The 13545-nt window shown below is 26.0% G+C and carries 9 protein-coding genes and 2 pseudogenes; 4 read left to right on the plus strand and 7 right to left on the minus strand.

The window, feature by feature from the left end; translation table 11 throughout:
* The first annotated feature begins 362 nt into the window (after positions 1-362).
* Positions 363-986 (plus strand): annotated as a pseudogene (locus QIA41_RS04390) (hypothetical protein).
* 268 nt (positions 987-1254) lie between these two features.
* Here the strand turns inward: QIA41_RS04390 and bdr are convergent.
* Together bdr and QIA41_RS04400 are read right to left on the minus strand one after the other, a co-directional pair.
* On the minus strand, positions 1255-1773 hold the full coding sequence (bdr, locus tag QIA41_RS04395) for a Bdr family repetitive protein (protein WP_320292837.1): 519 nt from the start codon (positions 1771-1773) through the stop codon (positions 1255-1257).
* A 57-nt stretch (positions 1774-1830) separates the two neighbouring features.
* Positions 1831-2223, minus strand: a complete 393-nt coding sequence (locus QIA41_RS04400) for a DUF226 domain-containing protein (protein WP_320292838.1) — start codon at positions 2221-2223, stop codon at positions 1831-1833.
* Positions 2224-2262: 39 nt separating this feature from the next.
* Between QIA41_RS04400 and QIA41_RS04405 the strand changes: the two genes are divergently transcribed.
* Positions 2263-2535 carry a DUF261 family protein gene (locus QIA41_RS04405; RefSeq protein ID WP_320292839.1) on the plus strand — a complete coding sequence of 91 codons (273 nt, stop codon included), beginning with the start codon at positions 2263-2265 and terminating at the stop codon, positions 2533-2535.
* Between the two features lie 572 nt (positions 2536-3107).
* Here the strand turns inward: QIA41_RS04405 and QIA41_RS04410 are convergent.
* Both QIA41_RS04410 and QIA41_RS04415 read right to left on the minus strand, forming a co-directional pair.
* Complete coding sequence (locus tag QIA41_RS04410; protein ID WP_320292840.1) at positions 3108-3902, minus strand: 5'-methylthioadenosine/adenosylhomocysteine nucleosidase; 795 nt, start codon at positions 3900-3902, stop codon at positions 3108-3110.
* Between the two features lie 674 nt (positions 3903-4576).
* Positions 4577-5113, minus strand: coding sequence for a P52 family lipoprotein (locus QIA41_RS04415; RefSeq protein WP_320292841.1), 537 nt, complete (start codon positions 5111-5113; stop codon positions 4577-4579).
* Positions 5114-5417: 304 nt separating this feature from the next.
* On the opposite strand from QIA41_RS04415, the pseudogene QIA41_RS04420 reads away from it, so the two are divergent.
* Positions 5418-5705, plus strand: a pseudogene (locus QIA41_RS04420) (P13 family porin); the annotation flags it as partial.
* On the opposite strand, the gene QIA41_RS04425 reads toward QIA41_RS04420, so the two are convergent.
* The 3 genes from QIA41_RS04425 to QIA41_RS04435 form a co-directional block, all read right to left on the minus strand.
* The gene (locus QIA41_RS04425; protein ID WP_407653024.1) at positions 5651-5839 is read right to left on the minus strand and encodes a hypothetical protein; all 189 of its coding nucleotides are present in this window, start codon (positions 5837-5839) and stop codon (positions 5651-5653) included. The pseudogene QIA41_RS04420 and the gene QIA41_RS04425 overlap by 55 nt on opposite strands.
* Positions 5840-6033: 194 nt before the next feature.
* Positions 6034-7236 carry a type I restriction endonuclease gene (locus QIA41_RS04430; RefSeq protein ID WP_320292842.1) on the minus strand — a complete coding sequence of 401 codons (1203 nt, stop codon included), beginning with the start codon at positions 7234-7236 and terminating at the stop codon, positions 6034-6036.
* Between the two features lie 386 nt (positions 7237-7622).
* A complete protein-coding gene (locus QIA41_RS04435) occupies positions 7623-11447 on the minus strand; it encodes an Eco57I restriction-modification methylase domain-containing protein (RefSeq protein WP_320292843.1) in 3825 nt (1274 codons plus the stop codon).
* A 1207-nt stretch (positions 11448-12654) separates the two neighbouring features.
* Here QIA41_RS04435 and QIA41_RS04440 point away from each other — a divergent pair.
* Positions 12655-13461, plus strand: a complete 807-nt coding sequence (locus tag QIA41_RS04440; protein WP_320292844.1) for a virulence associated lipoprotein — start codon at positions 12655-12657, stop codon at positions 13459-13461.
* Positions 13462-13545 lie beyond the last annotated feature (84 nt).

Consider the following 13545-nt stretch of genomic DNA (forward strand, 5'->3'; position numbering starts at 1 on the left):
GTAATAATTATTGTTTAGTACAGATATTATTGTTATATAGATTAACTTCATTAGCCAGGCATTTAACTTAGTTTTCACATTAATTAATCTAAATTGCTAACTAAGCAACCTGTTTATCTAAAACTTTTTTAAAACCCTTATAAATTAACCTAATTAGCTGCTATTTTGTACGTAAAAAAGTAATTTGAATCTCTTTGGAAAGAGAGATATAATATCTACATGATATTATACAAATTTTTTACCTTAAGTTTTCTAAGTATAGGAAAAAGTCCATTTACGAAGTAAATCCTAAAGAATTCATTATAATTAGTGAACATCTTATGAAAACTTCCAGCACTACTCACCAATTACTTGGTATTATTATGGCTTCTGGAATTCCATTAACTCATCTAAAAAATCAAAATATCAAAACTCCTTACAATTCAAAATCCAATACACTTTCTTATGTGTTAAATTTTGTCTGCGCTGATAGAGAGTAATTTCTTTTTGTCTAGATTTTCAATACATCTAGAAATTTTGTTAGAGTCTATTAGAGAATATGTTTTAATTACTAAGCCGCTATTTATTATGTGGCAAAAAAAATATTTGATTTTGGTATTACTACTAAACAACTGAAAATTGCTTATTCTTTAATAGTGCAGTCTAAAGAAAAGCTAAAAGCAATAAAATATACCGCTAATTCAAAAAACCTATTATTAACTGAAAATCCATGTATTCTAAATCTAGGTGAAAAACTCTACTACATTAAGTCATTTTTAACTATAAAGCCACATCAAGGCAATTTGAATTTTTACAAAAACAGTATACACAAAAATACGTATACTATTGCAAATTTAATTTCTAATTTTTTTTCTGAAAAGGGAACTTGCAAAAGCTTGCATAATCTAAAATTATACATTAATTTTAACTTAATAAAATTAGGCATTTACAAAAATACTTGTAAATTACAAAAGCGAATTTTTTCTAAAGTCTTTTTTCTTAATTAATTGAGGTGAAAAATTTTTAGTGCGATTATGGAAAGTCAACTAAGCCAACTACAAAAACTATTAATCAAATTAGAAGCACTTTACACTAGAGATATAGAGAATTGTGTTTTAGTCTATTACAAAATCAATTACCCCATACAAACATGTTATACAAAAATAAAGGAACATTATGGATAATAATGTGACTAGAGTGAACTAAATATGGGTGAAAATTTTGGTAAATTACAAAAGCGAATTTTTTCTAAAATCTTTTTTCTTAATTAATTAATTATTTTAAAAATCCCTCAATTATCGAAATAATGAAAGGCCCGATAATAGCTATAGCAATAGGAACTAATATAATTGAGATAATGGTTATTACTCTATTGCCTAAGTCAAGATTTTTGGATAATAATTGATTATTAATTTTTAGTTTTTCATCAAGATTTTGTGCCAAACTAGCTATATCTTTTTGTAAATTCTTCTCTACAGTGCCAATCTTAGCGTCTAAATTATCTATTTTGGTATTTAAATTTTTCTCTACTACGCTATCTATTTTAGCATTAAGTTCACTTTTTACACTATCTATTTTAGCATCTAAATTCTTCTCTACAAAAGAGAGCTCAGTAATAAGATTCTCAAACTTTAAACCAAATTGTTTTTCTAAATTTTCTAAATCTCTATATGTAAGGTTATTGTGAAAATATCTGTTTGACAAATCTTGAGCAATTAGTTGCTCCATTCCTAAACGAAGAAACTCTTTATATATTTGTTCCTCGGTAATATTTGCCGTCAATACTGATTTCATAATTTACTCACCTACTAATCAGTATAACATAAATTACAGCCAAATAACATTGTATTTTTAAAATCTCCTAAATTCTTTTAGGACTCGGCGACGGGGAGGCGGATTAATAAGATTGCCAATTTGATCTAATCTTTCTGCCTCTTTCTGCTTAATTCTAGCAATCCACTTGGTTATAATTCCCGAGGGATCCAAATCTTTAGAGTAAAACTTAAATACTTCTTTTTCCAAATCCAGTATCCGCTTATATAATTTTCTAGTAAATCTAATATCGCGCTCTCCAACCAAATAAGCTATGGTATGAATATAGAAAAATATACTACCCTTCGCAAACCTAAATTCAATGTAATAAGCTTTATTGAAAGTTTTGAATTTTTTTTTAGAAAATTTACAAACAGAAACATAATCACTGTAAAATTTATCAAATTTGACCTTTTTGAATCCGTAAAACATTCCCAAAAATGGTTTGTCGTAAAAGAAATCAAAAACAGTGTGGAAAAATGTTTCGATTGTTTTGAGATTGATTTACTTTTCAAAGGACTTGTAAGTAAAGGCTACCTAAGGGGTGATAATGCGTTTGTAAATTCTCCAAATGCATTATTTGCAAACTTAGGTATTGACGAGGATATTTACTTTGACGAAAAACATTATCCGATCTCTTATGTTCCGTCAGAATCGGATATTTTGATCGCAAAGTACAAAGACACAAGTTCTGTACCAAACTCAACCACATTAAGTCATTTGCACCTCTCTAAAACTCAATAAAAGCAATCTAAATTATTATCTAAACAGCTCTAATTTATCACTTACAAATCATTTACTAAATTTTAATTACCAATTATATCACCTAATCTATTAATTTATAATTATACACACAACTTACTTATTAGATTTTTTTGATTTAATTGTAATTTAATTGTAAAAAGAAAAATCATTTTACTGTTAATTAAGAAAAGCAATTTTTATAAAAACTGCGCTAAACCTAAGAAGCAATAAAATAAATATTTATTATATATGCCTTTTTGATAAGTTCGTGCAAATTATACTGGCAACGACCCTAATAACCCTACCCTCTCTCTACATTAGAATAAAAATTAAAACTCTTGTTGTGTGGGGTCTCACTATAGATATGTCTAAAGGATTAATAGAGGATGCACTTAAAATTAAAAAGATTAATGGGGACAGTTCTGATAATATAGAAAATGTTAACGAAAGGAAAAAAGTGGTTTTTGTTAATGGCAAATAAAAAAACAAGACTAATTGCTTGTCTTGTTTTTTTATTTGCCATTAGAAAGCCATTGTATTTCTAATATTTTTTCAATTTTTATTAACTATTGTTACAGAATTTTTAAAATTTCTTGTACAATTTTAGCTGAATTAATGGCGGCCAATTCATAAAATTCACTATATTCAACTTCATTTTTTTCTTTATTTACAATGTCACATATAGACCTAATAACTATAAAAGGTATACTAAACATATGCGCAATATGCGCTACTGCTGCACCTTCCATTTCAACGGCTATTACATCGTTAAAGTTTTTTCTAATTTTGTTTATATAAATTGGGTCAATAAACTGATCTCCTGTTAATATCAGCCCTGAATATGCATTAAAACCTTTAATCTTCAATTGAATAACTTTTGTAGCCTTATCCACCAAATTTTTGTCGGCACTAAATTTCTGAGGGAAGTCCATAATTTGCCCAACCTTGTGTCCAAATTTAGTTAAATCGACATCATGATATGCAATCTCCGAAGATATTACTATATCTCCTATTTTAATACCTTTATACTTATCAGTAATAACACCCCCAGCAACTCCAGAATTAATTATATGACTTACTTTATATTTTGACAAAATATAGCTAGTCCATGCACCCGCATTAACCTTACCAACTCCACATTCAACAGCTATAACATTTTGATTAGACAACTTTCCCTTTATAATCTTTTTATTAAGGCCATATTCTTTAAGCACTATTTCTCTCTTATTAGAAATAAGCTTATTCATATGTTCAAGCTCATAGTCCATAGCCATTATTATCAAAACATTAGTGTCTTTAGCAAAAGCAATATGGCTGTTTGAAAAAACTAATAAAAAAAGAAAAAATTTTATTAAAAATTTGCCCATAAAATCATACTCCTTATAGTTAAAATACTTATACCTGTATTTTAACACACAAAACTTACCTATTAGATTTTTTTTGATTTAATTGTAATTTAATTGTAAAAAGAAAAATCATTTCACATAAAAACACTAAAATTTCTAATTTTAGTTCTAATGCTTTTCTTATATTTTCTAATTGTTGATCAAGAGAACCACAACACCAGTCTTAAAATAATTATTTTTTAATTACCAATAATCATTTTCATATCACTCAAAACACAATATTCAAACCGAGCTCAATTTCAAATTAGAGAGCGCGTCTCTTTTGGTAAAAACATAATTAGAGCCCATTTTACAAACTCCCAACATACTAAAACCCGACTATATTAATACATGGCAATATACTACAAAAATAACTAACTAAACTTTCTTTTAGCTAAACACCTTGTTTTATTATTGATAAATTTATAAAAAATTAAATAAATCTATGCAAGATATGCTTTTAATTTCTATCCACATATTTATCAATAATTAAATATAAAGATAAAACAATATAACAAAAACAAAACATACACATAATGTCGTTGATTTTAGAAATCACGACCTTTATTCATTCATTCATTAATTAATTAATGTTTCTATAGAATGGGAACATTAATACTAAAAATAAAAACTATCTTACAATTAATAAAAGACAATCATCTTAAAGTATGCTTTTCTATTTCTTTTTTCACTTTAAAATATTGTTGATCAATAGTGGGCCTAGACATAAAAACAATATACTCATGCCCTTGTTCACCAGAATACTTAATATCTGGAGAATATAACTGCCTTATACATGAATATAGCCAATAAACTTCGCTTTTAAATTTATTATTCTGCTCATTTTTTATCCTAAAAAACAACCTAATCAATTCTTTAGATCGATCAGAACCTAAATCTAAAAAGAATTTATTAAAATATTCCTCATTATAGTCACTAACTGGAGGTACATCGCGACCACTACCATCTTTTAAATCGTATAAAGTCTTTTTTATATCAACTAGCAAACGATGCTCAGTCGCATATAATTTTAAATTAGAAAATATACCTTCATTAACAATCTCGTCAGACTCTATATCGTAAACTCTTTCTAAATTCTCAAAAAAAGTTTGAACGGATTGTTCCTGCTTATCGGGCAAATAACAACTCAATAGTGCCAATGTTATTATACAAACGCCAACCAAAATCCTCATATATACTCCTTCTCCAACTTACTTGCTAAAACAATCTAAAAATATATAAGTTTGTCCAAATACTATTTTTAGAAAACTTTTAAAAGTTATGCTAAGATAGATTTCCTTAAAGTAAAAACCATATACCAATTTTATCTTTTCTCAAGAATAAGTGAACTACTATCCCTATAATCTTTGATTTAGAAATAGCAGTTCACTTTCAAAAACCTTCATTTAGAAATTCTCGAACAAAATTCAGAAAAAACTCCAAAAATTACATTAATATTAAATTATTAACACATATTTATTAGAGGGGAATATTAATATGAAAAAAATTTTCACATTAATATTAATTTTTAGTTTAACAATTCAAACCTTTGCGTCAGAAGATACAGTTGGAAAAGGTGTTGGGGATATTGCAACTACTTTGAAATATGAAAGCGAAAAAGCCACCGTGCTTGCGCCATTCCTTTTGAATTTCTTTTTTAGTTTAGGAATAGGGGTCCTTTGTGCAAGAGGAAGGAGATTATATTGGTGGTAGCGCATTGAGATTGAAACTCAAGCATTGGGCGGAATATTTCTATTAAGTGGATATATTATTACTGGTACAGCAACCGGACAGGGGCAAGCAATAGCTGTTACAATATTATTACCTTTTTGATCTTTATCTCTAGATAATTTAGAATCTAGATTGCAAGACATAAATCCCACCATTAATATTGCATATAAAGCTAAATTTTTCCTCATAAAAATATTCTCCTTTTTTTCTAATTAAAAATAATAAAACAAGAGATTGCAAGAAATTAGGATGTTTCAATTAACATGATTTATTCCCATATATCACCTAATAAAGTTCAAAATACTGTGATTAGTAGAATTATGGTGATCGGTTTTATATTACTAAATGCTATATACCATTAAATTTCGGTCTTATTTAACATTCAGAATGTTTGTATATTAATTAATGTATTTTTTTCATTTTTTGAAACAATATTGTTATAACTTAGTTTAACAATATACTTGATTTCTTCAATTTGGGAATCAGATGTACACAGAATTTGAACATCTCCTTGACCCCATTTTCCAATATTCTTAACATACCTAGTAAAACCTTCTTTTAAAGTTATTTGACTAAGAGTAACGGTAACAGTAATATTTATTTTATTTACCCTGGGTCTAAAGCTAAAATCTGCAAAATACCTACCCCTTACTTTAAATCCTGTATAACACTTCGTTTCAACTTTCTCAATTTCATTAGGATCTAGAGAAAAAATAAAACTTTCTAATTTTTTGTAAACTGTTTTCATATCGATGTTTAATTTTTCAAATTTTTTTAAATTTTCTGTTTTAACATTATTATCTTTTATATCAGACTCTATATTATATTCTATATTATTTTTTTTATTCTCTACTAATACATAATCTTTTTCATTAAACATACTAAAGGCATTTTTAATAATATTGTTAAAAATTTCGTCTGAATATGTTTTATTAAAACCAATTTTAGTTTTAAAAAATTCAAAAAAATCAGAACTTATATTTTTTATTTCTTCTTTTAAATAAGATAAAAGTTTATCTGTATACTTTTTTTCTAATGCGAAAGATCTAGCCTCTTCAATATTTAAAAAATTCCTAGAAAACTTTTTAAGATGTTCAAAATCTTTAGATGTTAATTTTTCTAAATTAATAACCATAAAGGGCTCGTTATCTAGTAAATTATCTTTATCTAAGTCCGTATAGAATCTATATTCTATGCCATCTGTTAATATACCAAATTCAACTCTCTTTTCTTGAGAGCGAATATTTTCAAAATAAGGTTTTAATTGTTTTAGATGACTTTCAAGCTTTTCCCTACTATTATGATATTTAGCCTCTATTAAAATAGTAGGTTCTTCATCCTTTTTTGTTGGATAAATAATATAATCAACTTTTTTTAGTCCATTAAGCTTGGGGATGTCCGCCTTATCTTCAACTTTAACAATTGAAAGATCAGTGTGATCATAACCCATCGCATCTAAAAATGGATCAATAAGATTTTGTCTGGTTTGCGCTTCATTTTCAACAAGATCCTTATAATTTTGTATTTTTCTACTTACATCTTTTATTGATTTTATAAAATTTAAATCTTTATCTTCATGTGACATATTATATATTATGCAATAAAATTAGAAAATAATTTAAAAAATAAACCTCTAAAGTATCACTCAATATTTAATAACTTTAAGTTTCAGCAATTACTTCCTTGTTATCCTATTCTTTCTATTCAAAGTGAATATAGAAATTTATTAGCAAAGAAAAGCATATACTTATCAATTAATTTATTTAGTTTGTCATCAACTTTGTCTAATCTAGCTTCAACTTTATCTAGCTTAGCTTTAACTTCACCAACTGAAGTAACTCTAAAAATACTACACTATCTTATCTAACTTTTCTATCTTAAAACTTTTAAATGTTATCTCAATACTTTTTTTCTACCTTATTTTTTAGCCTAAAATCTCATTTTTTTATTTTTTTTCTTAGCTTATTTACACTAAAAAATTTTATTATTTAGCAAATAATTTTCATATCCTTTTATTAAAGACAAAATATAATCTTCTCCTTTTTTGTTTTTCAATACTTTAAAGTCATTAAGCAAAGTACTAAAATCTTCTTTGGTTAGTGAATAAAGACTGGCTACGATAAAATTATTTTCATTTTCTTTTTCTTTAAAAAACTCATCTTTGGTATCTAATTTTAGTATTTTATTGACTTTTACTTTACTAAGCCCAAAATGTTCTAAGTAAAGTAAATATTTAAAGTTCTCGGGATCATTTTTGGCTATTAGCAATGAAGTATTTTTTACTAAAGTTAAGTATAGCGGGTTAGTTAAAATATCTTTTTCTTCGGGTTGGGGTATAGGACATTGGTATAAACATGGTTTTAGAATATCGGTACTAAAAGTAAATCTTCTTATTAAATAATCAAATGAAAGTGAATTAAAAATAGATATAATAAACAATTTTTTATATAGTGATATTGGCGTTTTCTCATAATTTATATACATTGTATGTACACAATAACAATTTTTAGGACATAATGTACTTATCATAGTTCTTTCATCTGTATTTCTTGCAATTCTTCTATATAGTATTCTTTCAGTTTGATGTTTACTATCTTCAGTTAATATTTTTTTAAAGTCTTCTTTATCTATCCATAGCAATTTGGAACTTTCTTTTGCGGCCTTATCTTTAAAAAACCTCGAATTAAATTGATGAATATTAGCTCCAGAATAAAGAAAAATAAAGTTTTCGTTATTATATTCTCTTAATAAAGATTTACGATTCTTAATGCTTGGGTCTAGCCCTTTTTTAAAATCAATATATTCTTCACTAAGAATGCTAAATTGACTAAACATTTTGTTAATTAAGCTAAATTCTTCATTATTTTTAAACTCTATTATTGATTCTTGAATAGGGGATAGTTTTTTAATTTGGTCTATGTTTAATTCAATTCCTTTATAAGAATCATATTGGCCATCTTTTAAATCCTTAGTAATTTCTTTTAAAATATTATCACTGCGTTGAATCATGAATTTTGCTTTAAAACTTGATGTAGGGGTTTTAGTATTACTAAGTTGAAATACTGTAAATTTAAAAAGTGATGCAACGTCTTTAAATCTTTTTTGATTTTGAAATTGATAAATATAATTAAGTTTATACTTAGCAAGTATATGTTTTCTTAGAGCTCTAGAACTAGATTCGCCCCAAAGACTATAAGGAGTTAGATAAGTTAAATTACCACCTGGTTTTATTAATTTTAAATTAAATGTAATAAAGTATCTAAAAAGATTTGGATCACCACCACTAGCAAAATCCTTAAAATCATTTCTATAAATATTGTTAATTGTGGTTATACTGTTTTTTTCTTCATTGTATTCAATATGCAAAGGATGATTACATTTACTAAGTATTTCTTCCTTTATTTTATTTTGTTCTTTTATGCTTAGTTTTCTATAGCTAGGAATATGTTTTGATAAAAACTCTGCTTCATCAAACTTAGTTTTCTCCCATGGAGGATTTCCAATGACAATATCAAATCCTTCACAAATATCTGGAAACTCAATCCCATAGTGAAAAAATTTATAGTGGCTACTTAATTTTCTAATTTTCTCTATTTTTTCTTTATCCCCACTAGAAATTTTATTGCTTAAAATACTTTCAATTAAACTAATTACAGCTGTAATATCGCTAAATTCTATATTTAAAGATTTGTCAAAAGATAATGAATAAAGTTTGATTAATGAAAATATTATTCTTAAATTATCTGTATCTTCACTTTTCTCATATTCTTTGTATATATTTTTAGACTTTTCTATATCTTCTTTAGTAGTATCGTTAATCCCTTTAATTTTTTGATAGCTATCTTCTAAAATAGCTGTAATTTCTTCAATTCTTTTTTTAAATAAAGAAAATCCACCTTCAAATTTCTTTTTTGTAATATCAAAAAATTCATCTTTAGTATATCCTAGCAGAGCATTTCCCACTTTTATATGATGCTCAATAAAACTTAGCGGTGTCCCAAAAATAAAGGTATTAATCCACAAACTTAGCATAGTAATTTCAACAGAAATAGGATTAATATCAACACCATAAATACACTTCTTTAGTAGCATCCTTTTCAGTACTAACTCTTTACTTATACTGTCCCGAGCATCATATTCTTCGCTTTCTTTAAGAATAACTCTATATTCTTTATCAAGCTCTTTTTTCACATCTTCAAATTTATCAAGCTCATACCATGCTTTTTCTGTTAAGTAATCTAAGCAAGAAATTAAAAAATGCCCCGACCCACAAGAATTATCAATGATCTTTATATCTAAAGGGGACTTGGTTTTAAGCTGTTCTTCAATTGAAGATGCAACCATAAAATCAGTTAAGTCTTCTGGGGTATAATATGCCCCACTTTTCTTTCTATCAAGCGATCTAGATGTAAGATAAATATTGCCTTTGTAGTATGTAGCAACTTTGTTTATGTTCTTGTTTTTAAGCTCATCTTCAGTGCGAATAAGATAAATCCCGTCTTCAAAAATGCGATGAACAGTAGTATCTGCAATTCTTAGATCATATTCAAGTAAAGTTTCGTATAATTCTCCAAAACTCTTAAGATCAATTTTTGAATACTCCACAAATTTATTTTCTTTAGCATTTTCTTTGTTAAAAAATAGTATCTTAGTTAGGATATCTTCAAGCTCATCAACACTTAGCAAGTTCTCATTATTTAAATACCTAGCTTTATCTTCTGCAAATAATCCCCCATTAAATACGGGAAACTTTATTAAATCATTCCCTTTATCAAAAGTATTAAAAATTGTTATTAATTTACTATATCCTTCTTCTCTGTTAATAACTTTATTATAAAAATAATGCCTAAAAGACATATAAGATCTATATGCAATACTTTCTTCCAATATTCCTTTAAATGGTTCATTATCCTCAATATATACAATAAAAAATATTCTTAAAATAAATATAATTGCTTCTTCAAGAATATTAAATAAGTCGGATTTAGTAATTTCTTTGTTTGAAACTTTAAATTCTTCTTTATATATATTTTTTGCAATTTTAAATACTATAGAGTCATCCGGGTTTTCATAAAGTAAATCCCTTAAGGTTTTCTTAATTATCTCTTTTTCTTTAGCTATTTGCTCTTTTTCAACTTCTATGACATTGCTTCTTTTTAAAAATCTTTCTTTTCTTATAAGATAGCTGAATAAAGAAACCCATTCTTGCTCCTTGTACTCTTCTTTTTCTCCAATTTTAGAAAAATTAAATTCAATATATCTTTTTTCTCCATAAAGTACCTTAGATTTGTCATAAAGTCTCCACACCTTGCCATTTGAAAGTATTCCATAATGCTTTTGATATTGATTTAGATATCTGTAAAGCTGATCTTCTGCCTCTTTAACTTTGTCTTTATAATAGAAGTTAAAAGAAGGATTTTTAACCTCTACTATAAGCAAAATATCTTCAGCTGGAATAGGCTCATTATTTTTTTTAGCTTCTTTTAATTTTTTATTAAAATTTACTTTGTCTTTATCATTTTCAAAAAGCAATATATCTACTCTGGATTGTTCCCCATCTATTTGGCCACCTTTCTGCTGCTCTACAGAATAATTTAATTCTTCAAATATAGATTTTAATAAAGACTCTATATTTGCTTCTGTTGAATTATTATCGATAGTTTGAACTTTATTCTTTAAAAAATGAAAAAAGCTTTTTACTTTACAAATATCTTCTTTCTTTATAAAGTCTTCTGATAACTCTTTATAAAGAGTTATGTTTGGATCATTTGTTTTTACAATGTCATTAGTTTCCATTATTTTATTTTATCATTTATAAATAATAGAGCTCAAAAATTGCTTATTTTCATCTTTTAATTTAATTAAAAAAGCGCCTAAAAAATGACATCAATAATGATAATAAATATTCTTGATAAATGCCGGAACCTAATAAGAACGCAAACTCCCTCTAGTTTTAACCCCATTATCTAGCACATTACTAATTATAACTTTAGGGATTTTTATTATTAAGGCTATATTTTTTAATAATATCCTTAACACCAAAATAATTTTTAATTTTTCCACACTTTCCAATTATTGCCGGTAGTAGTTCTCTTATAATATCCTCCACTATAGTGGTACACTATCCTCAACTTTATGAAATATGCCGTTTGCAAAATAATATTTTACTCTCCAAAAAAATACGATATATATCGTTTATCTATTTTGGGATTATTTTTTGATGAAAACTCCATTTTCCATAAATAACATCACATTTATCTATACATTTATATATGAAGCATTTCAACTAGTGCATAATTTAATTGATGGCAAATATCTACCTACTTTTTTACAAAAAGGAGTTAAACCACTCTAATTTATATGATAATTATCTTACAAGCTCATATCATCCTAAACTATTAATTCTTTTCTCGAACATTCCTTTTTAGATATCTTTAACCAATAAGCTTTCCATTGCTATGTCTTTATAATTAGGGCCAAAATAATTAGATAATTTATGTAAAAAATCTCCTCTTTGATTTAAAATTTTGTTATATAGTTTATCAGCACTTCACAATCAATATATTTTTCTACTAATACATTTTTAATAGGCTCGTTGCTATTAATGTTTCTATGTAAATAGAAATTTACAAATCTTATTTTAGATAGCTTTATACAATCATTTTCTATTCTTATTTGTTTTTTTTATTATTAGTTACAAAAGTTTGTCTATTTTTATTGCTTTTATATTTAGGAAATCCTTACATTCTATTCTATTTTTTAACCTCTCCAAAAAATTAATATTTGATATATATTCTTTACGGAAAAGAACTCTTGGTGAATTCAACCGTAAGGATCATATTTGTTTACTATCAGAATTTAATCCTAATATTCAACCTTCTAAATTTATCAATGGTCAATATTCAATATAATTCAATATTATATTGAATATTGAATTATATTGAATATTTAATTATATTAAATATTAGATTTTAGATTTTAGATTTTAAGTAAGGAGATATTTATGAGATATAGTATAATTGCGGGTATATTTGTTTTTCTATTGTTAGCTTGTAGTCCAGATTTTAACCCTGATCAAAAAAATATGAAGTATCAATCTAGTAAAAAAGGGTTAAAATCCTATAAAAAGGGATTAAAACCTGAAATAGAATTAACCTTAAACCAAGAAGAAGGCTTAAATCAAAAAGACGACTTTAATAGAAGAAGAAAAAACACATTGATTAATGATTTAAAAAAATTAATAGAAATAGCTAACGCAAATAGAGAAAAATATATTAAAAAATTCAACGAAGAACCTTCGGACAAATATGGAATATCGGCTTTCAGCGAATTGTTTTGGCAAGAATCGGGAAAAGAATCAGTATCAGATAATACCGAAAGATCTAAAAGATATCGGCAATATACTTACGCAGCTTTAAATGATATTGATACAAATGCATTAAAGAAACTTTCGGCAATTATAATTTTATCAGGCCAAGCAGACAGTCTATTAAATATCTTTAAAAGATTTGGAAATACTCTCGACGATGTGACTGTTTACTTATCTTCTAAAAAAGATACGTTAGAAAAACTAGACATTTTGGATTTAGAAAAGCTTAAAAATTCGCTTGAAAAATTATTATCTATAAAAACAATCATCTCAAACATATTAAACAAACTTTTATTAGATTATCAAAATAATGAAAATCTTATAAAAACAGAAATCGCTAATTTTAAATCTTATATAAACATACTTTCCAATCAAATTTTAGAAAAAAGCGAAGAAGCAAAAATACTAAAAACCGACATATTTGTAATGTATAACCTTTAGGTTGCGCATTTAAATTGTTATAACTGTAAAAACACAGCCTATCTTTGTTAAAGATAGGCTTAACTTTTAAAATAAAGATTACAA

The sequence above is a fragment of the Borreliella sinica genome (assembly GCF_033969665.2).
Taxonomy (GTDB): Bacteria; Spirochaetota; Spirochaetia; order Borreliales; family Borreliaceae; genus Borreliella; species Borreliella sinica.